The organism is Rhodanobacter sp. G1, from assembly GCF_055397855.1.
This window is the reverse complement of record NZ_AP039674.1, coordinates 1,526,255-1,552,969: the sequence shown is the minus strand read 5'-3', so window position 1 is coordinate 1,552,969 and position 26,715 is coordinate 1,526,255. Positions and strand designations below refer to the sequence as shown.

Here is a 26,715-nt window from a genome sequence, read left to right as displayed (position 1 = left end):
CCGCCCTGCTCCTAGAAGAAAGTGATGTCGTCGCCGGCGTCGACCGGCCTGCCGGTTTCGTGGTTGTGGTGTTCCTGGCGCGTGGCGTAGGAGCGCTCCAGTTCGTCGCGCAGTTGCGACCAGTCGATGGCGGCCAGCCGGCCCTGCTCGCGCCAGGCCTGTTCGCTGCGCGCAAGGCAGGCGGGGAACGCGCGGATGTTGTCGCGCACGTGGCTCAGGATCTGGCCGGTACGATCCTGGAACTGCAGCAACACCAGCGCCTCGGCCACTTCGCCGCGGATGTCCACGCCGGTGCGGCGCAGGCGGTCGGCCGCGCCGGACAGGTTGCCGGTGGCGCGGCGGAAATCGTCGAGCACGCGGTCGATGGCCGCCTCGGCCACGCCCACCGAGGCCGCATCCTGCTGCGCGAAGGAATCCGCCGCCGCGATCGCGGCATGGATGGCGTCGTTGATGGCGGTCACCTGCTTGCCCATCTCGCGGCCGGTTTCGCCGGAGATGGCGGAGAGCTTGCGCACCTCGTTGGCCACCACGGCGAAGCCGCGCCCGGCCTCGCCCGCGTGCGCCGCCTCGATGGTGGCGTTGAGCGCCAGCAGGTTGGTCTGGTGGGCGATGCTGGCGACGGACTCGGACATCTCGCGCAGGCGCTCGACGAACTGCGCCAGGTTGCCCACGCCGCCCAGCATCTCGTTGCCGCGGCCGTGCGCGGCGCGCAGCGAGCCGGTGACTTCGCGCAGGCTGGCCTCGCTGCGCGCGAACATGCCGGCCAGCCCCTCGGCGCCGTCCGCCGACTGCGCGGACTGGTTCGACGCGTCCACCGCCTCGCCCAGCTTGTCCACGATGCCGGAGAAGCGGCCGGAAAGTTCCACGATGGCCTGCTCGCAATCGCCGCGCACGCTTTCCACCTGGCGCGCCCAGATCGAGGTGATCTCCCGCTCCACGCCGTCCAGCCCGCTGAAGAACGTTTCCACCTCGCGGCGATGCCCTTGCCGTATCGCCGCGGGCGCGTTGCGCCAGGCGATCACGCCGCCCGCGGCGAAACTGGCCACCACCAGCAACATGGCGCCGAAGGCCGCCCACGAAAGCCCGCGCGTCAGCGGCAGCAACAGCGCCAGCCCCGCCACTGCCCATGGCGCGTAACGGTCGAGGCGCCGGCGATAGAACGGCAGAAACCTCGCCCAAAGCGCGACGAGCTTGTCCTTGATGCGGTTTCCCATGCTCTCGGATGCCCCCTGGCTACTGTCGCAGACGTCTTTGCATCGATGCGTCTGGCCCGTGGTTGCGGCGCCTGCCGTGCGATTCCGGCCCTGCGCGCCTGCCCCATGGGCACGAAGCCATAACGGCAAACCGGCAAGCAGCTTTAACGCAAATTCTTGCGAACCCAGGCCACGTAGCGATCCATGAAGGCCTGCAGGAATTTCCGCGTGTCCCCGTTGGTGATTTGGCCGTCCGAATCGACCGGGCCATCGTCCCTGAACTGCACGAACACCTCGGGCTGCGCCAGCGTCGCCACGTCGAGGAACACCAGCGAGTTGCGCAGGTGCTGCTGCGCCAGCGCGCTGCCGATCGCGCCGATGGAGGCGCCGATCACCGCGCCCGGCTTGCCGGCGAAGGAATTGGTGCCCCAGGGCCGCGAGGCGAGGTCGATGGCGTTCTTCAGCACCCCGGGCACGCCGCGGTTGTATTCGGGGGTGACGAACAGCAGCGCGTCGGCGGATTCGATCTGCCGCTTCAGGCGTTTCGCCTCGGCCGGGTAGTCGGCGTCGAAGTCCTGGTTGTACAGCGGCAGGTCGTCGAGGCGCACATGCTCGAAAACGAAATCCTGCGGCGCCAGCCGCTCCACCGCCTTCGCCAGCCGCCGGTTGATCGACGCCTTGCGCAGGCTGCCCACCAGTACCGCCACCTTGATCGTGCCCATGCTCGGATGCTCCACCGGGGATAAGGAAGTTCGCGGCGGGGCATCGTGCCCATGGCGCGCGCGGCGCAATCAGGCCGGCGCGCGCGGAACCGGCGCGCGCACGGCAACAAGGCTATTTCGCCTGCAGGGTTTCCATCACCTGCTTCGCGTCGGCATGGACGGCGTCCAGCGCGGTTTCCTTCAGGCCATGCTCGGCCTGCCCCAGCGCCGCATTCAGGCGATCCACGGTCGCGACATCGCCCTTGGCGTCAACGATGGCGCCGTGCCCCATGCCCTTGCATGGGTTCTCCGCCTTGGCGTCGAAACCCTTGCCCGACGGCCCGACCAGGCAGTTCACGACGTGATGCAGATGCGCATGCGCCGTCGCCAGGTCGGCCGCCCCCATCGCCATGCCGGCATGGGCGGCGGCCGTCGCGATCTGCTTCGAGGCTGCACCGTTCGCAGCGGCCGCCTGCGCCGCCATCGGCAGGGCGAGCGCCAGCAGCAGGGCCGGCAAGGCATGCGTGGAATGTTTCGTCATGGCACGACTCCCGAACGTCGCGGCACGCGCCGCAATCCGCCGACTATGGCGCGGCCACTGTGAGGAAAGCGGAAAGAACCCAGGTGCCGGCAATCGCGGCGCCTGCGCTACGATGCGCGCCCGTCCACCATGGATCGCCCGCCGTGCCGCACTACACCGGCCCCCTGCTCACCCGCGCCAGCGCCCTCGCGCTGCTCGCCGCGCGCGATGCCGGCGCGGCCGAGTGGCATGGCTCGCTGGATCTGGGCCGCAGCACCGGCGTCGCGTCGCTGCATGCGGACGGCTGGCGATGGCGCGGCGAAAACTACCCGTGGCCCGCCGCGCCGAAGGAGCGCGCCATCCACTACTGGGATGGCGAAGCGTTCGCCGCGGTGGCGCGCTTCTCCGGCTCGCTGATCAAGCTGGTGCCCACCGAATGGGACGTGCCCACCTTCGAGATCGACGGCATCAAGATGCTGCCCACCTCGAAGGAATCGCCGCTGGACGACGCGCGGCGCAAGGTGGCGCTGATCGAACCGCGCGGCAAGGCGGTGCTGGATACCTGCGGCGGCCTGGGCTACTTCGCCGCCTGCTGCCTCGAAGCCGGCGCGGCGCGCATCCATTCCTTCGAGAAGAACCCCGACGTGCTGTGGTTGCGCACGCTCAACCCGTGGTCGCCCGACCCCGGGGCGCCGGCAAGTGGCGGCCGCCTGGCCCTCGCGCAGGCCGACGTGTCGCAGGCCATCGCGCAGGTGGCCGACGCCTCGGCGGATGCGCTGCTGCACGACCCGCCGCGCTTCGGCATCGCCGGCGAGCTGTATTCGCTGGCGTTCTACCGCGAACTGGCGCGCGTGCTGCGCCGTGGCGGCCGGCTGTTCCACTACACCGGCAGCCCCAACAAACTCACCAGCGGCCGCGACGTGCCGCGCGAGGTGGCGAAGCGGCTGGAGCAGGCCGGGTTCAAGGCGCAGCTTGCGCTGGACGGGGTGTTGGCAGAGCGCCGGTAGGCGCGAGTCCACAAGGATGGAGCATCTGGCCGACGCGGTGCGGAATAGCGCGGTGTACACCGGGCTTCGCGCAGCCGCCCAGGCCGCGATCACCACCCGTGGCGCCAACCGGCACGGCTCAACGCGGGCGCAGCCGGCTCACGTGCAGGATGTGCTCGCCGTCCTCGCTGCGCCGGCCTTCGCGCGCCTCGACCACCACGCCCCAGCGCGTCTGCGGGCCGGCATCCGACTGGCTGTCGACCCGCACGTCCTCGCCTTCGGGCAAGGGGAAGCGCGTGATCAGCAGCATCGTGCCGTCGTCACCGGGCGCCAGCAATGCGGGCCGGCCGGCCGTGTTGGCCTGCCAGCTGCAACCGACCTGGATCCAGACCGAGCTGGGTGGCAGGTCGCTGCGGCTGTGCATGCGCCAGCCGTCGGCCTTCTCCAGCAGCGAACTCAGCAGCGGGTCGCTCCAGTCGACCGCGCCGATCGGAAAATCCGAACGTGACTTCTCGTGTCCCATGCACGATTCCCCCCACATTGCGCGGCGCTGGCATGCGCGATGCCACAAACCCCTGTTGAGACGCACTGCTGTTCGGAATAATCTTGGGATGGTGTCGAAGGATGAAGGCCCGCGCCGCTTGCACGAAGCATGGCGAGAAGGCGACTTCATTTCCGATAACGACCACCTATCCAGACTGTCATCCCGGCGAAGGCCGGGATCCAGTAGCGACCATGTTCGCTCAGGCCGCACGGCCACTGGATGACTCGCTTCGCTCGCCCCTTCGGGGCCGCCCTGCGGGCGTTCTGCGCGCTTCGCGCTTGTCCGGCCTGCGCCGGAATGACGAGAAAGATCGCAGCCACGAATGTTCAAAATTATTCCGGACAGTAGTGTGTTGAGACGGGGAAAACGCCCGGCAACCGCGATTCCCGAAAAACATAGCACGATCGGCGACGGCCGCGACGGCACGGCTGGGAGCCCGCCTTCAGCACTGCCGGCATACCCGTGCCGAGCACGGGAAGCCCCGCGTCACAGGTGCGCGTCGGGCTCCACGCGCTGCAGGAACTCGTAGCGCGCCGCGTTGTGGTCGACCACGGAGTGCGTGTCCGCGCCGATCACCTGGCGCAGCAGGCCGCCATCCTTCGCGGCTACCGCGGGCCAGTGCGGCAGGCCCTCGCCATTGGGGTCGCCGCTCTTGATGAAGTTGGCCCAGTAGCCTTCCATCGTGGCGGAGACGCGGCGGTCGGTGGCCGTCCACGCATAGACGGTGTTGCCGGCCAGGTTGCCCAGCGCGTATTCGATCTCGCCGCTGTGCACCGCGCCGGTGCCTGGGCCGGCGCTGCCGTCGCGCGTCGCCGGGCGCGGCTGCTCGAAGTAGTAGTAATAGACCGGTGCCTTGCCGCTGCGGTATTGCCCGTCCATCCAGCGCCAGGTGGAGAACGCGATGAACTGGTCGCCGGAGAGCGCGGTGCCGGAGGACTTCACCTCGGCCTCGTCCTTGCCCGGATACAGCTTGAGCGCCTCGTCCCCGTGCGCCGCACCGAACATCTTCTGCACCGCGGCGCGGTAGTTGGCCGGCGTGGGCGCCTGCTCGCCGAGCAAGCCCGCGTAGTAGCCCTCCTGCGAGTTCGAGCCGACCAGCAGGGGAATGTGCGCCTGCTCGCCAGCGGCGTAGATGTCTTCCGGCGAGCGCGCCAGGAAATAGCCGTCGATGGTCGGGTTGAAGCTGTCGCTGTCCGACGTGCCCAACGCCTTCAGCAGGTCGGCCGCCGGCATCGCGCGCAGCTCGGCCAGCGAGCTGGCGCCGACCTTGCGCATGAAGTTCTCGCCACGCTGCTCGGCCAGCGCGAACGGCTCCGGTTTCAGGTTGCCCAGCACCGCGCCGCTCTCGCCGATCGCACGCTGCATCAGCCCCTTCGACAGCGGCGAGGCCATCAGTGCCGACACCGCCATCGAGCCTGCCGACTCGCCGCCGATGGTGACCTGCGCCGGATCGCCGCCGAACGCGGCGATGTTGTCGCGCACCCACTGCAGCGCCGCCGTCATGTCGAGCAGTGTGTAGTTGCCGGCGGCGTGCTGCGGCGATTCGGCGGCCAGCGCGGGCAAGGCGAGCAGGCCGAACACGTCGAGGCGATAGTTCACCGTGACGGCGACGATGCCGCGCCGCGCGAGGCTGGCGCCGTCGTAGCGCGGCTCCGAGCCATCGCCCGCCAGCATGCTGCCGCCGTAGAAGTACACCAGCACCGGCAGCTTGCCTTTTTCACGATGCGCGGGCGTCCACACGTTGAGGTAGAGGCAGTCCTCGCTCATGCCGTTGGAGCGGAACACCATGTCGCCGTACAGCGGCCGCTGCATGCAGCGCGGGCCGAAACGATCGGCGGCGCGCACGCCGCTCCACGCAGCCGCCGGCTGTGGCGGCTTCCAGCGCAGCGCGCCCACCGGCGGCGCGGCGTAGGGGATGCCCTTGAACTCGTCCAGGCCGGCCTTGGCGTCGTGGATGCCCGACAGCATGCCGTCGGCGACTTTCGCCATCGGCCGCGCCTCCGCGGCCATGCCGCACGGCGCGGACAATGCCAACGCGATGCCGAACAACGCACAGCACGAACCCGGAACGATCTTGCGCATGACGGACGACCTCGGTCGGTGGACAGGCAGGGGATCGTAGCCGCTGGCGCCGCTTCAGCCCACCGCTTTCTTCAGCAGCGCCACGATGCGCTTCTCCACTTCCGCGGTGAGCGCCTTGATCGCGAAGTCGGTCGGCCACATCGCGCCGTCGTCCAGCTTCGCCTTGTCGCTGAAACCCAGCGTCGCATAACGCGTCTTGAATTTCTGCGCGGCCTTGAAGAAGCAGACGATCTTGTCGTCCATCGTATAGGCCGGCATGCCGTACCAGGTCTTGGGCATGAGCGCAGGCGCGGTGGCCGCGACGATGGCGTGCAGCCGCGTCGCCATGGCGCGATCCGGCTCCTGCAGCGCGGCGACGGCCGCGAGCAGCTCGCGCTCGCCTTCCTCCCGGCCCTTGTTCGCGCGCGCCTCGGCCTTCAGCTCCCTGGCGCGGGCCTTCATCGCGGCCTGCTCCTCGGCGCTGAACTTCGGGACAACCTTGCGTGCGGTTTTCTTTACGGCGGAGCTCATCGGAATCTCCTTCGTCGGCATGTCAGCGCCGTTCCTGCACGCGCAGCAGGTTGCCGGCCGGGTCGCGGATGGCGCAATCGCGCACGCCGTAGGGCTGCATGGTCGGCTCCTCGACGATCTCGGCGCCGCTGGCCTGGATCTTCCCGAACGCCGCATCGAGGTCCGCGGTGGCCAGCAACAGCATTGCGTAGGTGCCCTTGGCCATCATCTCGGCGATGGTGCGCTTCTCGCCGTCGGTGACGCCGGGGCTGGCGGCCGGCGGATACAGCACGATGGACGTGCCGGGCTGGCCGGCCGGCCCCACCGTGATCCAGCGCATGCCGTTGTAGCCCACGTCGTTGCGCACCTCGAAGCCCAGCATGTCGCGGTAGAACGCCAGCGAGGCGTCCGGGTCGTCGTGCGGGAGGAAGCTGGCGTGGATGCTGATGTCCATGGCGTTGCGCTCGTGGCGGAAGGAGCGGTCATGCTAGTCCGGGCGCATCGGCCGGCGCTTCTCCATTCCTGATCGGTTGCGTCCTGACCGGTCGCGTCACCTGCCGCGCCACGCAGGACGGCAGCCCCGCCGTCGCCTGCGCCGCTTCGCGCCGGTAGGCGCCGGGCGACATGCCCACCAGTTCGGCAAAGCGCGTGCCGAAGGTGCCCAGTGAGGCGCAACCCACCGCATAGCAGGCCTCGGTGACGCCGACATCGCCACGGCGCAGCAGCGCCATCGCGCGCTCGATGCGCCGCGTCATCAGATAGCTGTAGGGCGATTCGCCGAAGGCCAGCTTGAACTGGCGGCTGAAGTGCCCGGCCGACATGTGCGCTCCGCGCGCCAGCGCTTCCACGTCCAGCGGCTGCGCGTACTCGCGGTCGATGCGGTCGCGCACGCGACGCAACAGGGCGAGGTCGCGCAGGCGATGCGCCGGGGCCGGTCTGCTGCTCATCGGCCCGATCATCCCATGCACGCGATACCATGTCGCCCCCGATTCACCCACCGAGCCGACCCATGACCGCCACGCGCCTCGAAATCGCCCGTCCCGACGACTGGCACCTGCACCTGCGCGACGGCGCGGCGCTGGGCTCGGTGGCGGCGGACACCGCACGGCAGTTCGGCCGCGCCATCGTGATGCCCAACCTAAAGCCGCCGGTGGCCACGCTGGCGCAGGCCGAGGCCTACCGCGCGCGCATCCTCGCCGCGCTGCCGACGGACACGCGCTTCCAGCCGCTGATGACGCTGTACCTCACCGAGGCCACCACGCCGGAAGAGATCGCCCGCGCCAAGGCCAGCGGCATCGTGCACGCGGTGAAGTACTACCCCGCCGGCGCCACCACCAACTCGCAGGCCGGCGTGCGCGACCTGGCGAACGTGCGGGCCGCGCTGGAAGCCATGGAGCAACACGGCCTGCCGCTGCTGATGCACGGCGAGGTCACCGATCCGGCGGTGGACATCTTCGACCGCGAGCAGGTGTTCATCGACCGCCACCTGGTTCCGCTGCGCGAGCGTTTTCCGCAACTGCGCATGGTGCTGGAACACATCACCACGCGCGCCGCGGCGGAATTCGTGCGCGCGGCGCCGGCACACGTCGGCGCCACCATCACCGCGCACCACCTGCTGCTCAACCGCAACGCGATCTTCGAGGGCGGCATCCGCCCGCACCACTACTGCCTGCCGGTACTGAAGCGCGAGACGCACCGCGAAGCCCTGGTGGAAGCCGCCACCGGCGGCGACCCGCATTTTTTCCTCGGCACCGACAGCGCGCCGCATGCGCAGGAAGCCAAGGAAGCGGCCTGCGGCTGCGCCGGCATCTATACCGCGCACGCCGCCATCGAGCTGTACGCCGAGGCGTTCGAGCAGGCCGGCAGGCTGGATCGGCTCGAAGCCTTCGCCAGCTTCCACGGCCCGGACTTCTACGGCCTGCCGCGCAATGCCGACACCATCGTGCTGGAGCGCAAGCCGTGGACGGTGCCCGACGCCCTGCCCTTCGGCGACAGCCGCTGCGTGCCGTTCCGCGCGGGGCAAGCGGTGGCGTGGTCGCTGGCCTGAGCGATCCGCGCACCCATGAAAACGGGCGCCGCATCGCTGCGGCGCCCGTCGCGTAACGCTCGCCCCGGCTACGCGCCGGGGACGAAACCGCTTACCTCCCCAGGTCGCTCAGGAAGCGCTTGGTATACTCCAGCGGCGTGGTCGTGGACACGGAGTTGCAGGTGGGCGAAGCGGTGCCCTGGCTGCACGGCGTGTCGCGATCCAGCGACCAGAAGTGGATGCCGGCAAGGCCGTTGGCAACCGCATAGCTGGTCAAGGTGTCGGCGTTGGCGATGCTGAAGTTCTCGCTGGACACGTCGTTGACGCCGATCATCGGGGTCAGCTCGATCTTGTTCGGCGAGATGCCGTAGGTGTGCTCCAGGTTCACCGCGGCCTGGATCGCCGTCTGCGCCATGTCGCACGAACCGTTCGACACCACGCACACGCCGGAACCGGCCGCGCCGTAGTCCATCGTCATCAGGTTGATGGTGTAGTTGGTGAGCGTGGAGGCCTTCACCGCCTTCACCACCATGTCGCCCAGGCTGTTCACGCCGCCGTAGCTGCCGTCCGACGCGCCCAGCGTGGCGATGGTGAACGAGAAGCGCAGGTTGGGATACAGCGACTGCCCGTACACCGCGGCGGCCACGAGGTTGTTGATGCCGGCCTGGGTCTGGCCGCCCTCGATGTCGAAGTCCACGCCCACCATCTGCGGCGACATGTAGCGCGACAGGAAGGTGGCGAAGTTCGCCGTGCTGCCGCAGGTGAAGGTGCCGGCCTGGCCGCCCGTGGAAACCACGTAGGGCAGACCCGCGCTGGACAGCGCCGGGATGTTGGCGCTGGCGAAGTTCGCACCCGGCACACCGCCCCAGTTCTCGCTGCCGCACTCGCCGGTGGCGAAGGCCAGCGTGATCGCGCTGAGGTTGGTCACGTAGTTGGACTTGAGGCTGCCCGTGCCGACAACCGGGATGGACGCGCCCGTTGCCGCGGCGGTCTGCATGGTGTCGGTGTTCCAGTTCATGTTGATCGTCACGTCCTTGTACGGGCTGAACAGCAGGCTGGCGCCCATGCCCGGCGGGTTGGCCGGGCCGCTGCCGCCGGTGCCGCCACCGGTACCACCTCCCGTGCCGCCACCCGTGCCGCCACCCGTGCCGCCGCCGGTGCCGCCGCCGCTGCCGCCACCGCTCGTGCCGCCGCCGGAACTGCCGCCGGTGCACGTGCCCTGCGACGTCCACGGCTCGGCGGTGCCCACCGCGCCGTTGTTGGTGGCCGGGTCGTTGCCCTGCGTCCACCAGTTGGCGACGTAGTTGACGCCGTCCTCGCTGGCCGTCTGGCCACCGGTGTAGACCTGCGAGGCCGCCCATGCCGCCGCGCAGGTGCCGCCCGAACCGCCCGAGCCGCCGCCACCGCTGCTGCCGCCCGAGCCGCTGCCCGAACCGGAGCCCGAGCCCCCGCATGCACCCTGCGAAGTCCACGGCTGGCCCGAACCGCCGGCGCCGTTGCTGGTGGCCGGGTCGTTGCCTTGCGTCCACCAGTTGGCGACGTAGTTGGTGCCGTTCTCGCTGACCACGGCGCCGCCGTTGTAGGCCGTGGTCGAACTCCACGCCGCCGCGCAGGCCGTCACGGTCTGCGCGTGCACCGCCTGCACGGGCGCCATCGTCATCAGGCTCATGGCCATCGCGCCGCCCGCGGCGGTACCGATGGCGTGGATCGCCGTGCGTATACAGACAACCGACTTCTTCAAATGCATGAAAGCGTCTCCTGGTTGTGTTGCGTCATTGAGGCAAAAGGTGGTCTCCGCGGCAGACGGCGCGTGCTCCCTGGTTGCATCCCCCTGGTTCGAATCGCCCAGTCCGCGCGATTGCCGCAACCGCGGCCGGACTGTCCTGGCGTCATCGCATGACAACGTTGTCCAACAAACTGGAACCGTTCTGTGACGCCCGTTGCGAACATACAAGGTTGTCGACGCATGTTCTTGCGAAAATTCCATCCGGCAATATCGCGCATTGCAGCATCAAATCGACCAGAAATTCGCCATGCAACGCTCGTGGCGCGTGATGCGGCGCAACTAGATCGTTTTAGGCGTCTAGACATCCGCGTGAAAATGATCGGACTTTTTTGACAACGTTGTCTTGCAAGCCGCCATCCATCGCCCCTGCTCGCGCACTCCGCTCCCTCCGCACGGGGAACATGCGGGACGGCACGCCCGCGCAAGCCATCGCGTTTCATGCTTCCTGTCGCGGCCATTGCGAAACGACCGGCCGCCGCGCATCGCGCTTGTCATCCCCGCCGCCTGTGCGCATGCTTGCGGCCTGCCCGGGAAACGACGAAGGAAACGCGATGACACTTCGCAAGACGAGCATGGCCACCCTGATCGGCATGGCGCTGCTGGCCATTGGCGGCACCAGCGCCGCGGCAAGCACTGGCGGCAATGCGCGCCCCTGGATGAACACGAAGCTGTCGCCCGATCAGCGCGCCGGCCTCGTGCTGAAGGCGATGACGCAGGACGAGAAGTTCCGCCTGATCCGCGTCGATTTCGGCGACACCGAGAACGGCCACGTCATGGCAGCGGGCGCGCTGGGTTCCGCCGGCTACGGCCCGGCGATCGCGCGGCTGGGCCTGCCCGCCATCCAGGAAAGCGACGCCGGCCTCGGCGTGGCCAAGCCGCTCAAGCTCGGCGCCACCGCACTGCCCTCGGGCCTGGCCACCGCGGCCAGTTTCGATCCGGCTATTGCCTACGCCGGCGGCGCGATGATCGGCGGCGAGGCGCATCGCCGCGGCTTCAACGTGATGCTGGCCGGCGGCGTGGATCTGGTGCGCGACCCGCGCAACGGCCGCAATTTCGAATACGCGGGCGAGGATCCGCTGCTGGCCGGCGTGATCGTCGGCCACGCCATCGCCGGCATCCAGAGCCAGCACCTGGTTTCCACCGTCAAGCACTACGCGTTCAACGACCTGGAAACCAACCGCAACGCGGTGAGCTCGGACATCGACCAGGCCGCCGCGCGCGAGTCCGACCTGCTCGCCTTCGAGATCGCCATCGCCGCCGGCCATCCCGGTTCGGTGATGTGCTCCTACAACCGCATCAACACGGTCTATGCCTGCGAGAACGACTGGCTGCTCAACCAGGTGCTGAAGCACGACTGGCACTACCCCGGCTTCGTGATGTCGGACTGGGGCGCGGTGCACAGCGGCGCGAAATCCGCGCTGGCCGGGCTGGATCAGGAGTCGGCCGGCGAGACCTTCGACAAGGAGGTGTACTTCGACAAGCCGCTGCGCGCTGCGGTGGCCTCCGGCGAAGTGCCGCAGTCGCGCCTCGACGACATGGCGCGGCGCATCCTGCGCAGCTTGTTCGCGGATGGCGTGATGGATCATCCGGCCACGCAGTCGCCCATCGACTTCGCCGCCGACCGCAAGGTGGCACAGCGCGCCGAGGAAGCCGGCGCGGTGCTGCTGCGCAACCAGGACGCGCTGCTGCCGCTGTCCGCCGCGCAGTCCGTGGCGGTGATCGGCGGCCATGCCGACAAGGGCGTGCTGACCGGCGGCGGTTCCTCGGCAGTGCAATCGCCGCAGGGCAACGCGGTGCCGGGCTTGCCGCCCGCGGAATGGCCTGGGCCGCGCCTCTACCAGCCGTCCGCGCCGCTGGCCGCCATCCGGCAACGCGCGCACGGCACGGTGAGCTATGCCAGCGGCGACGACATCGCCGCCGCCGCTAAGCTGGCCGCGCAGGCCAAGGTCGCTGTGGTATTCGTCGAGCAGTGGGCGGCGGAAAGCATCGACGCGCCGCACCTGACCCTGCCCGGCAACCAGGATGCGCTGGTCGAAGCCGTGGCCAAGGCCAACCCGCACACCGTCGTGGTGCTGGAGAACAACGGCCCGCTCGCCATGCCATGGCTGGGCCAGGTCGGCGCGGTGCTGGAAGCGTGGTACCCCGGTGCGGCCGGCGGCGAGGCCATTGCGCGGCTGCTGTACGGCGAGGTCGATCCCTCCGGCCGCCTGCCGCTGACCTGGCCGCGCGACGAGTCGCAACTGCCGCGCCCCGAAATCCCCGGCGCCGTGCTCACCGCCATGGGCCAGCCGCCGCAAGGCCAGCCCGCGCAGGACGTGGACTACAACATCGAAGGCGCCGACGTGGGCTACCGCTGGTACCAGCGCAAGCACCTCGAACCGCTTTTCCCGTTCGGCTACGGCCTCGGCTACACGCACTTCGACTACAGCGGCTTCGCGCCGCGCGTGGCGAACGGCAAGGTCACCGCCTCGTTCACCGTGACCAACCGCGGCGCGCGCGCGGGCGTTGACGTGCCGCAGCTCTACGTGACCCTGCCCGGCTCGAACGAAGTGCGTCGCCTGGCCGGCTGGTGCCGCGTCGACCTCAAGCCCGGCCAGTCCGCGCACCTGACGGTCGCCGCCGATCCGCGCCTGCTGGTGGACTTCGACGGCAAGAGCCAGCATTGGCAACGGCCCGCCGGCGACTACCAGTTGCAACTGGGACATTCGGCGACGTCGTTCCAGGGCGAGGGCAAGGTGATGCTGCCGGCGGCCAGTTGGGCCGCGGACGCGTCGCCGGCCGGCACGACGCAACCCTGCGTGGCTGGCGGCAGCCACTGACCCGCGCGATCTTCCCCCTGCCTGCAGGGGGATGCCTTCGCTGCTCGCCCACCCGGCCTCCTCCCGCACGCGATGGAGGAGAAAAGCATCCATCGCAAGGATTCCCCGCAATGAACAAGGCCATCCTCCGCCCGCTGCTCGCCCCGCTCGCCTGCGTCCTCACGACCGCCGCGTTCGCCATGCCCCCGGCGGGCCAGGACTCCGCGAAGGTCACGCCCGACATGATCCAGACCGCGTCGGACATCCCCGCCGGCTGGACGCAGCCTGAGGGCAACTTCGACTACGTCAAGCGCGACGTGATGATCCCGATGCGCGACGGCGTGAAGCTGCACACCGTGATCCTGATCCCGAAGGACGCGCACGACAGTCCGATGCTGCTGGAACGCACGCCCTACGACGCCAGCGGCTTCGTCGTGAGTAACAGCCCGCACATGGCCGACGCGGTGTGGTCGGGCGACAAGGACTGGGCCAACGCCGGCTACATCCTGGTGTGGCAGGACGTGCGCGGCAAATACGGCTCGGAAGGCAAATACATCATGACGCGCCCGCCGATGGGCCCGCTCAACCCGACCCGGACCGACGACACCACCGACGCCTGGGACACCATCGCCTGGCTGGTGAAGAACGTGCCCGAGTCGAACGGCAAGGTCGGCATGATCGGCTCGTCCTACGATGGCTGGACGGTCGCCATGGCCCTGCTGCACCCGCACCCCGCGCTGAAGGTCGCCGCGCCGGAAAGCCCGATGGTCGACGGCTGGATGGGCGACGACTGGTACCACTACGGCGCCCTGCGCCAGGTCAACCTCGACTACTTCACCGAGCAGATGACCAAGAAAGGCTCGGGCGAACCCGTGCCGCACGGAAACTACGACGACTACAGCAACTTCCTCGAAGCAGGCTCGGCCGGCGACTACGCCGTGGCCCACGGCTTCAAACAACTGCCGTGGTGGAACCGCTTCGCCGCGCATCCCGCCTACGACGCGTTCTGGCAACTGCAGGCGCTGGACAAGCTGCTCCCCGCGCATCCCTCCGACGTGCCCACGATGTGGCTGCAGGGCCTGTGGGATCAGGAGGACATCTACGGCGCCGTGCACGCCTGGGAGGCGCTGGACAAGGCCGGCCACGGCGGCAACAACCACCTGGTGATGGGCCCGTGGTGGCACAGCCAGATCAACCGCGACGGCTGGAACCTGGGCCCGCTCAAGTGGCCCGGCAACACCACCGCCGAGTTCCGCCAGCAGGTGATGATCCCCTGGTTCGACCATTACCTGCGCGGCACGCCGCTTGCCACGCCGCTGCCCGAGGCGATGATCTACAACCCGGTCGAGCAGCGCTGGGACAGCTTCGCGCACTGGAAGCCGGCCAGCGAGCAATCGCTCACCCCGCTCTATCTGCAGGCGGGCATGGGCCTCGGCTTCCAGCAGCCGGGCGGCGGCGGTGACAGCTACGTCGCCGATCCGGCCAAGCCGGTGCCCTACCTGCCGCGCCCGATCCCGCAGAAGAACGACCACTGGCGTACCTGGCTGGTCGAGGATCAGCGCTTCGTGACGGATCGCCCCGACGTGCTGTCCTACAGCACGCCCGTGCTGACGCAGACCGTGACCGTGCAGGGCGCGCCGATCGCCGACCTGTTCGCCCGCACCACCGGCACCGACGGCGACTTCGTGGTCAAGCTGATCGACGTCTACCCCGGCACCGATCCCGCCGATCCGCAGATGGGCGGCTACGAGCTGCCGGTGTCGCTGGACATCTTCCGCGGCCGCTACCGCAAGAGCTTCGCCGAGCCGTCGGCGATCCCGGCGAACGTGGTGCAGGAATACAAGTTCCGCCTGCCCACGGTGAACTACGAGTTCAAGCCCGGCCACCGCATCATGGTGCAGATCCAGTCCAGCCTGTTCCCGCTCTACGACCGCAACCCGCAGACGTATGTGCCCAACATCCTGTTTGCGAAGCCTTCCGATTACCAGAAGGCGACGGTGACAATCGAGCATGGCGCGGACGGGCGCAGCGCCGTGCTGTTGCCCGTGGCGGCGGTCCGCTGATCCGCTCCCGCCCGCTTCGTGGCGCGCGTCCCCGGATCGGCGAGCCCAGGCCGGTGCGCGGCGCCAGCTACAGAAGCCGCAGCCGTGGCCGATACATGGCATGCCCGCGGTGGACGGGGAACCGCCCCTCCCCCGCGGACGCGGCTTGCGCGCCCGCCGGCATGGGCCGACACGGCCGGCAGATCGGGATCGTCTGGATACCGGGGTATACGTGAAAGGTCGACGATTCGCGTGCGTCGCATGGTTATGCTGCGTTGCGCTCGCGGCGCCGCTGGCGGCCACGCCCGCGCCTGCCGCCCCGGCGCGCATCCGCGTGGTCGCTCCCGGGGACTACGCGCCGTACCTGTTCCGCGACGCCGACGGCCAGGTCAGCGGCTACGTGGCGGATCGCTGGCGGCTGTTCGAGAGGCATACCGGCATCCGCGTCGAACTCGACCTGATCGACTGGCACGCCGCCAAGCAGGACGTGCTGACCGGCAGCGCCGACGCGATCGACCTGATCTACCGCACCAACGCGCGCGAGGCCAAGTTCGACTTTTCCTCGCCTTACGCCACCCTGCCGCAGGGCATCTACGTGGACGCGCACGACACCGATGTGCGCGACACCGCCTCGCTGCACGGCCTGGCGGTGAACGTGGGCCGCGGCAGCGCCTGCGAGAGAACGCTGACCGGGCTCGGCTTCGCCGACCTGCGGCCTTTCGGCAAATACGAAGATGCTGTGAAGGCGGCGATAAGCACGGCGCCGCACGTCTTCTGCATGGACGAGAACCGCGCCTACCATTACCTGGGCAAGCTCGGCGCGCAGCATAGCTTCGACCGCGCCTTCGTGCTCGACACCAACCACTTCCACGTGGCCGTGCGCAAGGGCAACACCGCGATGCTGCAGCTGATCGAACGCGGCATGGCCAGCATCACGCCCGCGGAGAACCGCGCGCTGGACGAGCGCTGGCTGCAGAAACCGCCATCGCTGTCGCCCTACGGGCGCATCGCGGTCATCGCACTGGCGGTGACGCTCACGCTGGGCATGCTGATGCTGGCGTGGATCTGGGCGCTGCGGCGCAGCGTGGCCGCTCGCACGCGCGAACTGCAGGCGGGCGAAACCAAGCTGCGCGCGCTGATAGACGCCAACCCCGACGCGATGTGGGTGAAGGATCTGCAAGGCGTTTACCGCGAGTGCAACGACCGCGTGTTCGAGCTGCTGCGCATGGAACGCAGGGAACTGCTCGGCCATACCGACGACGTGCTGTTCCCGCCGGCCAAGGCGGCCGAGGTGCGCGCGATGGACGCCCGCGCGATACGCCGCGGCGCGCAGGACACCTACGTCTTGTCGGCCGAGGGCAGCGACGGCGCGCGCCTGCAGTTCGAGGTGATCAACGTGCCGCTGCGCGACGCCGGCGGCGCGGCCTACGCCACCCTCGGCGTGGCACGCGACGTCACCGAGCGCAAGCGCGCGGAAGCCGAGCTGCGGCTGGCCGCGGCGGCCTTCGACTCGCAGGATGCGCTGCTGGTGATGGACGCGAACCACGTCATCCAGCGGATCAACCAGGCCTTCACCGCGCTCACCGGCCATACCCCCGAGGCGGTGATCGGCCACCCGGTGAACCTGCTGCGCTCGCGCTACCACGACACCGCGTTCTACGACCAGCTGTGGGCGCAGGTGGCGCGCAGCGGCTCCTGGCACGGCGAGCTGTGGCTGCAGGCCGCGCAGGGCGAGCCCAAGGCCGCGCGGATGACGCTGTCGCACGTGCTCGACGCCGACGGCAAGGTGAGCCACTACGTCTGCTCCATCGTCGACCTGACGCGCGAACGCGAGGCGTATGCCAGCGTCGACCACATGACGTACTTCGATCCGCTCACCGACCTGCCCAACCGCTACTTCCTGCACGCCCGCCTGCAGCACCTGCTGGAATCCGCCGCCAGCGGCGGCGCGCTGCTGCTGGCCGACCTCGACCATTTCAAGCGCGTCAACGACCTGCGCGGCCACGCCGCCGGCGACCGCCTGCTGATCATGATCGCGCAGCGCCTGCGCCAGGGCCTGGGCGAACACGGCGTGCTCAGCCGTTTCAGCGGTGGCACCTTCGCCTTGCTGGAAACCTGCGAGGACGGCGCCACGATGCCGCCGGCGCGGGCCGGCGAATGCGCCGAGAACCTGCGCCACGCCCTGCGCGAGCCGTTCCTGCTCGACGGCACGCCGGTGCTGGTCACCGTCAGCATCGGCTGGATCCTGATCGCGCCGGGCCAGGGCAGCTACGAATCGGTGCTCAAGGGTGCCGAGCTGGCGATGTACCACGCCAAGGCCGCCGGCCGCGACCAGGCGTGCCGCTACGAGCCGGCGATGCAGGACGAACTGGCGCAGTACGAGGCGCTGGTCGGCGACCTGCGCCGGGCCATCGCCGACGATGCGCTGGAGCTGCATTACCAGGCGCTGGTGAACCGGCGCGGCGGCATCGTGGGCGCCGAGGCGCTGCTGCGCTGGACGCGCCCCGACGGCACCCGCATCGGGCCGTGCGCCTTCATTCCCATCGCCGAGGAAAACGGCCTGATCCTGCCGCTGGGAAGCTGGGTGCTGCGGCGTGCCTGCGCGCAACTGGTCGCCTGGGCCGGCGACGAGCGCTACGGCGGGCTGTCGCTCGCCGTCAACGTGAGCGCGCGGCAGTTCGCCCAGGCCGATTTCGTGGACGGCGTGCGCGCCGCGCTGGCCACCACCGGCGCCAACCCGGCGCGGCTCAAGCTGGAGGTCACCGAGACGGCGATCCTGGACGACCTCGACGACTCCGCCGCCAAGCTCGCCCAGCTGCGCGCGCTGGGCATCCACGCCGCGCTGGACGACTTCGGCACCGGCTATTCCTCGCTGGCCTACCTCTCGCGCCTGCCGCTGGATCAGCTCAAGATCGACCAGTCCTTCGTGGCGCGCCTGCCGGACGATCCCAACGACGCGATGGTGGCGCAGACCATCATCGCGATGGGCCACGGGCTGGGCATGGAAGTGGTCGCCGAGGGCGTGGAAACGGAGGCGCAGCGGCAGTTCCTGCTGACCCAGGGCTGCGATGCGTTCCAGGGCTTCCTGTTCTCGCGGCCGCTGCCGCTGGACGCGTTCGAGGCCCTGCTCGCCTAGCGATGCCGGGCACCTGCAACGGAAAGGCGGCGAGACCCGACCGGCCGCGCCGCTCTTTTCAGACCGCCGCCGTGACCACGATCTCCACCTTCCATTCCGGCTTGGCCAGTTTCGCCTGCACCGTGGCCCGTGCCGGCCCCTGGCCCGGCACCACCCATGCGTCCCACACGCGGTTCATGCCGGCGAAATCGGCGATGTCGGCCAGGAAGATCTGCGCGCGCAGGATGCGCGTCTTGTCGCTGCCCGCCTGCGCCAGCAGCGCGTCGATGGCCGCCAGCACCTGGCGCGTCTGCCCTTCGATGTCCGCGCCGTCGTCCTCGGCAACCTGCCCGGCAAGGTAGGCGATGCCGTTGTGGATGGTGGCCTCGGACATGCGCGGGCCGGCGTCGATGCGCTGGATCATGGATGAAGCTCCGGGATGGGGTCGGGAGAACAGGGTTCCCCCGATACTGCCATCGTCAGGATGCGAACCCTAATGACGAATGGTTCAACCGAACGGCCGCTCGATCGACGGACTCTGCGGCGTGAACCAGCGCGCGCCATCGGCGCCGACGTGCATGTCGTCCTCCAGCCGCACGCCGAACTCGCCGGGGATGTAGATGCCGGGCTCGTCGCTGAAGGTCATACCGGCCTCGATCTTCCGCATGTTGCCCTCCACGAGGTAGTACCACTCGTGCATGTCCATGCCGATGCCGTGGCCGAGGCGGTGCGAGAAATATTTGTAGCCTGGGCCGTAGCCGGCGTCCGCGATTACCTTGCGCGCGGCGGCATCGACCGACTCCATCGCCGCGCCCGGATGCGCGGCGGCGAGCGCGGCCTGCTGCGCCTTGCGCACGATGTCGAACACTCGCTTCATCTTGTCGCTGGCCTTGCCCAGCGTGAAGGTGCGCGTGATGTCGCTCTGGTAGCCCTCCACGAAGCAGCCGTCGTCCAGCATCACCGGCGTGCCTTCGCGGATCACCTGCGGCTCGCGCGAGCCGTGCGGCAGCGCGGTGTAGGTGCCCACGTTGATGCTGGCCTCGCCGCGCAAGCCCATGCGCGCGTAGCCGGCGTCCACCCACGCCGTGATGTCCTGCTGGGTCATGCCGGGTTCCAGCCCCTGCCAGATCGCCTTGTACAGGGCCAGCGTGGCGTTGTTCGCCACCTGCATCAGCGCCAGTTCCGTCGGGCTCTTGATCGCGCGGCAACCGGCGGTCACCGGCGTGGCCAGTACCAGCTTCGCCTGCGGCATCGCTTCGGCCAGACCGTTGGAACGGAAGAACGGCACCTTCTCCTCGATGCCCAGCGTGCCCGTACCGGCACCTTTCTCGCGCATCGCCTGCGCGACCAGCGCATAGGGGCTTTCGTTCTCCTGCCAGGTGCGCACGTCGTGGCCGAAGCGGATCTGTTCCAGCGCGCGGCTGCGCTCGAACGCAGGCGTGATGTACACCGGGTCGCCCGAGCGCGGCAGCAGCATGCCCATCAGGCGCTCGCTGGTCCACCAGCGCATGCCGGTGTAGTAGTCGAGCGTGGTGCCGCCGTCCAGATAGACGGCGTCCATCCCCAGCCTGCCCATCAGCTCCTGCGCCCTGGCCAGCCGGCTGCGGCGCTCGTCATCGGTGATCGGCACGATCTGCGACTGCACCGGCTGCAGCGCGAGGATCGACGCCGGCAGCTTGATGGCCTCCGTGCCGGCCGCCTCCGCCGTCGCGCTGCCGCCCAGCATCGCCAGCGGCAGCGCCGCGGCGCCCAGCGCGGTGGACTGCAGGAAACGGCGACGGCCGGGGCGCATGGCTTCGTGGGGATGGTTCATGGGTGCTCCCGGTAATGGATGAGTACGGCCGCCGGATCAGCCCGCGACCCGGACTCACCTTCCGACAGAGCCGGACGATACGCCACTGGCGGAAGGCATGGGCTACCGGAGCCGGAGTGTGGCGTCTTCCCTGCCGGCCAACGCATGCCGTTCCATCGCCCGAAAGCCTACTTCGCCGCCGGCCCCTCCATCGCGCCGGCACACGGCGCCCGGTTCGCCGCGATGGCATGGAATTCGATCGACAGGCCGAGATCATCCCGCGTCGGCGCCAGGAAGGATTCGCCCCACAGGCCGCGATACGTGGCCAGCGAACGCTCGTAGCCACGCTCGACCCAGCGTTGCGCGCGGCCAAGGTCGCTCACGCCGAAGCTCACGCCCAGCACGCGCGGGCCACCGTTCGCCATGGTTTCGGCGGCCACGCCCTTGCCCGCCGGCTGCAGCGCCAGCAGCGCCGTCGGCCCCACCGGCACGCAGAAACCCACGGCACCGAGCTCGGGCAGCTTCACCGGCACGGCGTGGCCGAAACCCATCTTCTCCAGCTGCCTGCGGTCGGCTTCCGCGTCGCCAGACACCAGCCAGATCGCCGACAGTTCGCGCGCGCCGTTGGGATGCTCGCGCGTCGCGCGGTAATCGCCGGCATTGGAGGGATCGAACTGGTCGGGCGCGTAGCCCGCGGCGTAGTCGATGAAGAAGGTGTTGCTCGACAGCGGCGCGCGGTCGAACGCGAACAGCCGCCAGCCCGGCTTCGCGCTGTCCGGCCCGGTGAAGAACGGCGTCACCGCGTAGTGCAGCGCCTGCAGCGAGCGATGGATCGCATCCAGCGACGAGGTGCGGAAGCCGAAGGTGCGCGAGCCCGGCCCGCCCTTCAGCGCCTGCTGGTCTTCCTTCATCCCGGGATCGAACGCGGGATCGGAGCGGGTGATGCCCAGCAGCTCGATGAAGCTGCTGTCGGCGAAGCGGATGTAGCGGTTGGCCACCCCGCCCGGGTCGTGCCCCGGCCGCACCTGGAAGCCCAGCTTGACCGCCATGACCGCCGTGGTCTGGTCGATGCCGCGCCCCCACAGCAGGATGTGGTCGAGCCGCGTAGCGGGCGCCGCGGAAGCGGAAGCGGAAGCAGGCGTCGAAGCCTGCGCGGCGCCCATGCAAAGGAGCAATGCCGAAACGAACCGGATCAGGCGCATGTGAATCCTCACGCAAAAGTGTTGTGGTGTCTTGCCCGGCAAACCGCGGGCACCCGTGCAACGGAAGGCCGATGAACATGCGTCGACCGATGCGCAGCAGGCGCCACTTATATGGCCGGCCAAGCTCCGGCCCGCAAGGACAATTTCCGGACAAAAACGGCCACCGCGGAATGCACGCCCTGCACGCGTCGCGTTGCGCCAGTGCGGCGGGCGATCAGGCGCCCGCGCTGCGGCGCAGGGATTGCGGCGACATGCCGAAGGCGCGGACGAAGGCGCGGCGCATGCGGCTGGCATCGCCGAATCCGGTGGACGCCGCGATGTGATCCAGGCCGAGATGGCTGGTCTCCACCGCGATGCGCGCGGCCTCCAGGCGCAGGCCCTCCACGACCTTCGCCGGCGTCGCGCCGATCTCGGCCACGAAGGCGCGGGCGAAATTCCTCGGGCTCATCGCGGCGCGCTCGGCCAACCGCTCGACCGTCATCGGCTCGCCGAGGCGTGCGCGCGCCCAGCCGATCAGCTCGCCGAAGCGGCCCGTGCGCCCGCCACGCTCCACCAGGGCGGAATACTGCGACTGGCCGCCGTGCTTCCGCTGGTGCACCACGAGCTGCTGCGCGGCACGCCGCGCGAGGGCGGGGCCGAGATCGTCCTCGACCAGCGCCAGCGCGAGATCGATCCCCGCGGAAATGCCCGCCGACGTCCACACCTCGCCGTCCCTGACGAACATGCGGTCGGCATCGAGCCGCACCTTCGGATAGCGCAAGCGGAAACGCTCGGCCGCGTCCCAGTGCGTGGTGGCGCGCCGGCCGTCGAGCAGGCCGGCCTCGGCGAGGAAGAACGCGCCGGAGCAGACGCCCGCCGTCCGGCGCGACGCGCCATCGCCGAGCCAGGCCATGACGTCGCACTGGTGCTCCTCGACCTGCGCCAGGTTGCCGCCCGAAACGATCACCGTGTCGAAACGGCCCGACTGCAACGGCATGGCCGCCAGGCTCACGCCCGAGGAACTGCGCACGAGGCCGCCGCCGGGGGCGAGCACGCTGATCGAATAGCTGTCCGGCCGGAAGCGCTCCGCCATCTCGAACACAGCGACCGGGCCGGCGGCATCCAGCAGCTGGAATCCCGGGAAAACGACGATAGCGATCTCGCGTCGCATGGGTGGCAGCCGCTCACTTGATCCAGTGACGGAAAGTGGCGTACCGACGCGACAGCCGTCAAGTTGCGTCACAGGTGCCGGGACGATCCAGGCCGCATGCGCGGACGACAGCCGCAGAAAACGCCCTCGCACCGGGCATGCCGCCCGACAGGCCATCGCACGCCACGCGATTGAGATGCGCGCCGCCGCCTCCACATCGAGGAAATCCGAACCCGCACTGGATCGCTCATGACTTCCCCTGCCCCGCTCCGCATCGATTTCGTTTCCGACGTCGCCTGCCCGTGGTGCGCGGTCGGGCTCGCCAGCCTGCAGCAGGCGCTGGCCAGGCTCGACGGCGAGGTGCGTGCGGAAATCCACCTGCAGCCGTTCGAGCTGAACCCGCAGATGACGGCCGAAGGCGAGGACGCCGGCGAGCACATCATGCGCAAGTACGGCATCGACGCGGCCCGCATGGATGCCAACCGCGTGGCGATCCGCGAGCGCGCCGCGGCGCTCGGCTTCGCCTACAACGTGGGGCACGGCAGCCGCATCTGGAACACCTTCGACGCGCACCGGCTGCTGCACTGGGCCGAACTGCAGGACAACGCACGCGCGCTGGCGTTGAAGCAGGCGCTGCTGCGCGCCTACTTCAGCGACGGCGAAAACGTCTCCGACCGCAATGTGCTCGTCCGCATCGCCGGGAGCACCGGCCTCGACGCCGACGAAGCGCGCCGCGTGCTGGACAGCGGCGGGTACGCCGACGAGGTGCGCGCGCAGGAACGGCGCTTCCAGCAGGCCGGCATCCATTCCGTGCCGGCCACCATCGTCAACGGCACGCACCTGATCTCGGGCGGGCAGCCGCCGGAAGTGTTCGAGCGCGCGCTGCGGGAGATCGCGGGGACGGTCGCCGACAGCGCCAGCCAGAACTCAGGCCCGCAAGTGAGCTGAAGCAGGCGGCACCGACAACGCCCGCACGGCCATGGCGACCGTAGCGGCGAGATCGTCGCCGGCTTCCAGCACGATGGCGCGCTCGGCCGCGGCAGGTTCCTCCAGCGTCGCCAGCTGGCTGTCGAGCAGGACCGGCGGCATGAAGTGTTGGCGCTCGCGCATGCGGCGCGCCAGTTCGTCGCGCGGCACGCGCAGGTAGAGCAGGCGCAACGCGGGATCCGCCTGGCGCAGCACGTCGCGATAGGCGCGGCGCAGCGCCGAACAGGCGACCACTACGCCCTGCCCGCGATGCGCCGCGATCGCCGCGGCGATCGCCTCCAGCCACGGCCGGCGATCCGCGTCGTCCAGCGGAATGCCCGCGCTCATCCTGGCGATGTTCGCGGCGGGATGCAGCGCGTCGCCTTCCACGAAATCCACGCCGCACGCACGCGCCAGCGCGGCGCCGACATGGCTCTTGCCGCTGCCGGAAACGCCCATCACGACGATGGCCGGCCATTTCAATGATTCCTGCATGACACGCCTCGCCAGAGCCTCTCGTGCTTCCTTCGCGCCAACAATGCGCCGCGCGGTGCCAAAGCATGCGCGGACAGCGACGGAAGCGCCAGTCGGGCACTCCTTCGGTGCCCCATGCAGGCGAACCCGCCGCGATTCCGCCCTGTCGATTTCCCGCTGTCCCGTTCGTCGGCAAGACAGGCAACCACACCGATCCGCACAGGAGCACGTCATGCGCAAGCTCATCGTCCCCGCCTTCACCAGCATCGACGGCGTGATCCAGGCGCCCGGCAACCCGGAGGAAGACGCCGGCGGCGGCTTCGCCCTCGGCGGCTGGTTCTGGCCGTACGCCGACGAGTCCACGGACGCGATGGACGATCTGTTCCAGCGTCCGTTCGAGCTGCTGCTCGGGCGCCGCACCTACGACATCTTCGCCGGGTTCTGGCCGCACGTAGCGGAGGATTCCCCGCTGCGCGGAACCGCCGACCTGTTCAACGGCACCACCAAGCACGTCGCCACCCACCGCCCCGGCACGCTCGACTGGAACCGCAGCCGCGCCCTCGGGCCCGACGCCGTCGCCGCGGTGCGCGAACTCAAGCGCAGCGGCGGCCCCGACCTGCTCGTGCAGGGCAGCAGCGACCTGGTGCACCAGTTGCTGGCGACGGATCTGGTCGACGAGCTGATCCTGATCGTCGTCCCGATCCTGCTCGGCAAGGGCAAGCGCCTGTTCGACGCCGGCACGCAACCGGCGGCGTTCCGGCTGGAGGGTTCGAAGGCCTCGACGAAGGGGAACGTGGTGATCCGCTACGTGCGCGAGGGCGAGGTGCGAACCGCGTCGATGTAGATCCGGCGAGCGGCGCACGCGGCAAACCGCGCGTGGCGAACATGCCGCACGCACTTGAGAAAACGTGCTTCGCCCCGATGCTGGTAGCGCCCGGACTCCTCCCGCGTGGGACATGCTCGACAAACTCCGAAACTGGCGCGTGCGACGCATCGTCGCCAGGCATCCGCTTCCCGAGCCGCTGTGGCAGGCCGCGCTGGCGCGTTGCGCGCCGGCGCGTCGGCTGGGCGCTTCCGACCAGGCCGCGCTGCGCGTGCTGGCCACGCTGTTCCTGGAGCAGAAGTCGCTGGAGCCGGTCCAGGGACTGGAGCTTGGCGATGCCGACCGCGTGCTGCTCGCCGCGCACGCCTGCATCCCCATCCTGAAACTCGGCCTGGACTGGTACGACGGCTGGCACAGCATCGTCGTGTATCCGGACGCATTCGTTCCGCGCCGCACGCACACCGACGCGGCGGGCGTGGAACACCCGACCCGCACCGCGTTGGCCGGCGAGGCCTGGGTGCGCGGGCCGGTGATCCTGTCGTGGGCGGACGTGGTCGATGCCGGCAGGAAGCCGGGGCACAACGTGGTCGTCCATGAAATGGCGCACAAGCTCGACATGCTCAACGGCGACGCCAACGGCTTCCCGCCCCTGCACCGACGCATGGATCGCCGCGCCTGGTCGGCGGCTTTCTCGGATGCGTGGGATCGCCTGCGCGACGACCGGAACAACGGCCTTGCGCTGCCGATCGACCCGTATGCCCTCGAAAGCCCGGCCGAGTTCTTCGCGGTCGCCAGCGAGCAGTTCTTCGAAACGCCCGCCGTCTTGCAGCAACACTTGCCGGAGATCTACCGGCAGCTCGAGCTGTTCTACCGGCAGCATCCCTACTGATACCCGCTCGCGCCTCAGGGGATCAGCACCACGCAGTTGCCGCCCTGCTCCTTGGCCGCATACAGCGCGCGGTCGACCCTTTGCAGCACGCTGTCGAAGTCGTCCGCATCGTCGATCATGGTGGCGCCGAACGAGGCGGTGAGCTGGCGCACCGGCGCCACCGGCAGGCGCGCGACCGCCATCTGCAGGCGCTCCGCCACCATGTGCAGGCCGGCCGCATCGAGGCCCGGCACGATCACCAGGAACTCCTCGCCGCCCCAGCGCGAGATGCACTCGTCCGCGCGCAGCAGCGCCTTGCAGCGCGCGGCGACCGCCTGCAGCACCTGGTCGCCCACCGGGTGGCCGTGGGTGTCGTTGACCGACTTGAAGCGATCCACGTCCAGCATGATCACGCCGGCGGCACGTGCGCCGCCGAGCAGCTCCCTGAGCATGCGCTCGCCCAGGCGGCGGTTGTGGATGCCGGTGAGCGGGTCGCGATGCAGCATCACCTCCATCCGCTCGCGCTCGGACGCCATCCGCCGGATCGTGCCGGCCAGCCCGCGCTGCACCGGCAACAGCACCACCACCAGAATGCTGACCGGCCCGTACGCCATCAGCAGGTCGGTGCCGCGCGGCGTCCACATCTCGCGCGTGTGAAGCGCCAGGTAGGCCAGCACCGGCAACGCGATCAGCAGCCAGCACAGCAGCGCCAGCATGAGGGCCCGGCGCCCATGGATGAACACCATCACCATCACCAGCAGCATCACGAACAGCGACGGCACCGGCGGCAGCACATCGATCAGCCGTACGCCGGGCGTCGATGCCGCATGCAGGGTGTAGAACCACGCCGGCGCGATCAGCGCCAGCGCCGCAGCCGCCAACGCCACCCGCACGATGCCCTGCAGCCACCATGGGCGCCGCATCAAGGCCACGATCAGGCTGCCGGACACCACGCAACTGGTGGGCGGCACGATCAGATCCATCGTGCGATGAACCGGCCCCAGCCAGTGGATCAGCGTGGCGCAGACACCCGCGAACAGCCCCAGCCACAACATGATCAGGACGGCGACGCGGACGTAACTGTCTTCGGACTCTTGCATGGGCACCGTCAGGCATCCGCGAGACTGGCCAGCAGTGTAGCGTCCCCGGCAAGCCCGACCGCCTTCCGACCGGCGGACG

24 protein-coding genes are annotated in these 26,715 nt (G+C 69.6%); 9 read left to right on the top strand and 15 right to left on the bottom strand.

Annotated features, from left to right (window positions below):
- Window positions 1-11 precede the first annotated feature (11 nt).
- From ACZ5Z2_RS06940 to ACZ5Z2_RS06930, 3 genes are all read right to left on the bottom strand, one after another.
- Entirely contained in the window at window positions 12-1,214 is a 1,203-nt protein-coding gene (locus tag ACZ5Z2_RS06940; protein WP_464761221.1) for a methyl-accepting chemotaxis protein, read from the bottom strand.
- A 143-nt stretch (window positions 1,215-1,357) separates the two neighbouring features.
- Window positions 1,358-1,915 (bottom strand): NADPH-dependent FMN reductase, encoded by a 558-nt coding sequence (locus ACZ5Z2_RS06935; protein ID WP_464761220.1) that lies wholly within the window; start codon window positions 1,913-1,915, stop codon window positions 1,358-1,360.
- 112 nt (window positions 1,916-2,027) lie between these two features.
- A complete protein-coding gene (locus ACZ5Z2_RS06930; RefSeq protein WP_464761219.1) occupies window positions 2,028-2,435 on the bottom strand; it encodes a hypothetical protein in 408 nt (135 codons plus the stop codon).
- Between the two features lie 143 nt (window positions 2,436-2,578).
- Here ACZ5Z2_RS06930 and ACZ5Z2_RS06925 point away from each other — a divergent pair, with 143 nt between their 5' ends.
- Complete coding sequence (locus ACZ5Z2_RS06925) at window positions 2,579-3,421, top strand: class I SAM-dependent methyltransferase (RefSeq protein WP_464761218.1); 843 nt, start codon at window positions 2,579-2,581, stop codon at window positions 3,419-3,421.
- Between the two features lie 118 nt (window positions 3,422-3,539).
- Here ACZ5Z2_RS06925 and ACZ5Z2_RS06920 read toward each other — a convergent pair whose 3' ends face one another.
- From ACZ5Z2_RS06920 to ACZ5Z2_RS06900, 5 genes are all read right to left on the bottom strand, one after another.
- Window positions 3,540-3,923 carry a hypothetical protein gene (locus tag ACZ5Z2_RS06920; protein ID WP_464761217.1) on the bottom strand — a complete coding sequence of 128 codons (384 nt, stop codon included), beginning with the start codon at window positions 3,921-3,923 and terminating at the stop codon, window positions 3,540-3,542.
- Window positions 3,924-4,430: 507 nt separating this feature from the next.
- Entirely contained in the window at window positions 4,431-6,026 is a 1,596-nt protein-coding gene (locus ACZ5Z2_RS06915; RefSeq protein WP_464761216.1) for a carboxylesterase/lipase family protein, read from the bottom strand.
- A gap of 54 nt (window positions 6,027-6,080) precedes the next feature.
- The gene (locus ACZ5Z2_RS06910; RefSeq protein ID WP_464761215.1) at window positions 6,081-6,536 is read right to left on the bottom strand and encodes an iron chaperone; all 456 of its coding nucleotides are present in this window, start codon (window positions 6,534-6,536) and stop codon (window positions 6,081-6,083) included.
- 22 nt (window positions 6,537-6,558) lie between these two features.
- On the bottom strand, window positions 6,559-6,969 hold the full coding sequence (locus ACZ5Z2_RS06905; protein ID WP_464761214.1) for a VOC family protein: 411 nt from the start codon (window positions 6,967-6,969) through the stop codon (window positions 6,559-6,561).
- A 28-nt stretch (window positions 6,970-6,997) separates the two neighbouring features.
- A complete protein-coding gene (locus tag ACZ5Z2_RS06900; RefSeq protein ID WP_464761213.1) occupies window positions 6,998-7,462 on the bottom strand; it encodes a helix-turn-helix transcriptional regulator in 465 nt (154 codons plus the stop codon).
- A gap of 62 nt (window positions 7,463-7,524) precedes the next feature.
- Between ACZ5Z2_RS06900 and pyrC the strand changes: the two genes are divergently transcribed.
- Window positions 7,525-8,562, top strand: a complete 1,038-nt coding sequence (gene pyrC, locus ACZ5Z2_RS06895; protein ID WP_464761212.1) for a dihydroorotase — start codon at window positions 7,525-7,527, stop codon at window positions 8,560-8,562.
- Between the two features lie 91 nt (window positions 8,563-8,653).
- Here pyrC and ACZ5Z2_RS06890 read toward each other — a convergent pair whose 3' ends face one another.
- Entirely contained in the window at window positions 8,654-10,288 is a 1,635-nt protein-coding gene (locus ACZ5Z2_RS06890; RefSeq protein WP_464761211.1) for a carbohydrate-binding protein, read from the bottom strand.
- Between the two features lie 219 nt (window positions 10,289-10,507).
- Between ACZ5Z2_RS06890 and ACZ5Z2_RS06885 the strand changes: the two genes are divergently transcribed.
- The 4 genes from ACZ5Z2_RS06885 to ACZ5Z2_RS06870 all read left to right on the top strand — a co-directional run bounded on the left by ACZ5Z2_RS06885 (window position 10,508) and on the right by ACZ5Z2_RS06870 (window position 18,303).
- Window positions 10,508-10,660 carry a hypothetical protein gene (locus ACZ5Z2_RS06885; RefSeq protein ID WP_464761210.1) on the top strand — a complete coding sequence of 51 codons (153 nt, stop codon included), beginning with the start codon at window positions 10,508-10,510 and terminating at the stop codon, window positions 10,658-10,660.
- A gap of 218 nt (window positions 10,661-10,878) precedes the next feature.
- Window positions 10,879-13,146, top strand: a complete 2,268-nt coding sequence (locus ACZ5Z2_RS06880) for a beta-glucosidase (protein ID WP_464761209.1) — start codon at window positions 10,879-10,881, stop codon at window positions 13,144-13,146.
- Between the two features lie 110 nt (window positions 13,147-13,256).
- Window positions 13,257-15,188, top strand: coding sequence for a CocE/NonD family hydrolase (locus tag ACZ5Z2_RS06875; protein ID WP_464761208.1), 1,932 nt, complete (start codon window positions 13,257-13,259; stop codon window positions 15,186-15,188).
- A gap of 313 nt (window positions 15,189-15,501) precedes the next feature.
- Window positions 15,502-18,303, top strand: a complete 2,802-nt coding sequence (locus ACZ5Z2_RS06870) for an EAL domain-containing protein (RefSeq protein WP_464761207.1) — start codon at window positions 15,502-15,504, stop codon at window positions 18,301-18,303.
- Window positions 18,304-18,361: 58 nt separating this feature from the next.
- On the opposite strand, the gene ACZ5Z2_RS06865 is transcribed toward ACZ5Z2_RS06870, so the two are convergent.
- The 4 genes from ACZ5Z2_RS06865 to ACZ5Z2_RS06850 all read right to left on the bottom strand — a co-directional run bounded on the left by ACZ5Z2_RS06865 (window position 18,362) and on the right by ACZ5Z2_RS06850 (window position 22,426).
- The gene (locus tag ACZ5Z2_RS06865) at window positions 18,362-18,706 is read right to left on the bottom strand and encodes a RidA family protein (protein ID WP_464761206.1); all 345 of its coding nucleotides are present in this window, start codon (window positions 18,704-18,706) and stop codon (window positions 18,362-18,364) included.
- Window positions 18,707-18,790: 84 nt separating this feature from the next.
- Window positions 18,791-20,095: a M24 family metallopeptidase gene (locus ACZ5Z2_RS06860; protein ID WP_464761205.1), complete on the bottom strand. Its 1,305-nt coding sequence runs from the start codon at window positions 20,093-20,095 to the stop codon at window positions 18,791-18,793.
- A 167-nt stretch (window positions 20,096-20,262) separates the two neighbouring features.
- Complete coding sequence (locus tag ACZ5Z2_RS06855; RefSeq protein ID WP_464761204.1) at window positions 20,263-21,276, bottom strand: VOC family protein; 1,014 nt, start codon at window positions 21,274-21,276, stop codon at window positions 20,263-20,265.
- Between the two features lie 214 nt (window positions 21,277-21,490).
- Window positions 21,491-22,426, bottom strand: coding sequence for a GlxA family transcriptional regulator (locus tag ACZ5Z2_RS06850; RefSeq protein ID WP_464761203.1), 936 nt, complete (start codon window positions 22,424-22,426; stop codon window positions 21,491-21,493).
- Between the two features lie 228 nt (window positions 22,427-22,654).
- Here ACZ5Z2_RS06850 and ACZ5Z2_RS06845 point away from each other — a divergent pair, with 228 nt between their 5' ends.
- The gene (locus tag ACZ5Z2_RS06845) at window positions 22,655-23,353 is read left to right on the top strand and encodes a DsbA family oxidoreductase (protein ID WP_464761202.1); all 699 of its coding nucleotides are present in this window, start codon (window positions 22,655-22,657) and stop codon (window positions 23,351-23,353) included.
- Here ACZ5Z2_RS06845 and ACZ5Z2_RS06840 read toward each other — a convergent pair.
- Entirely contained in the window at window positions 23,333-23,866 is a 534-nt protein-coding gene (locus ACZ5Z2_RS06840; RefSeq protein ID WP_464761201.1) for a gluconokinase, read from the bottom strand. The two genes, ACZ5Z2_RS06845 and ACZ5Z2_RS06840, sit on opposite strands and share 21 nt — an antisense overlap.
- 211 nt (window positions 23,867-24,077) lie before the next feature.
- Here ACZ5Z2_RS06840 and ACZ5Z2_RS06835 point away from each other — a divergent pair, with 211 nt between their 5' ends.
- Window positions 24,078-24,689, top strand: a complete 612-nt coding sequence (locus tag ACZ5Z2_RS06835) for a dihydrofolate reductase family protein (protein WP_464761200.1) — start codon at window positions 24,078-24,080, stop codon at window positions 24,687-24,689.
- Between the two features lie 112 nt (window positions 24,690-24,801).
- Entirely contained in the window at window positions 24,802-25,557 is a 756-nt protein-coding gene (locus ACZ5Z2_RS06830) for a M90 family metallopeptidase (protein ID WP_464761199.1), read from the top strand.
- A 14-nt stretch (window positions 25,558-25,571) separates the two neighbouring features.
- On the opposite strand, the gene ACZ5Z2_RS06825 is transcribed toward ACZ5Z2_RS06830, so the two are convergent.
- Window positions 25,572-26,636, bottom strand: coding sequence for a GGDEF domain-containing protein (locus tag ACZ5Z2_RS06825; protein ID WP_464761198.1), 1,065 nt, complete (start codon window positions 26,634-26,636; stop codon window positions 25,572-25,574).
- Window positions 26,637-26,715 lie beyond the last annotated feature (79 nt).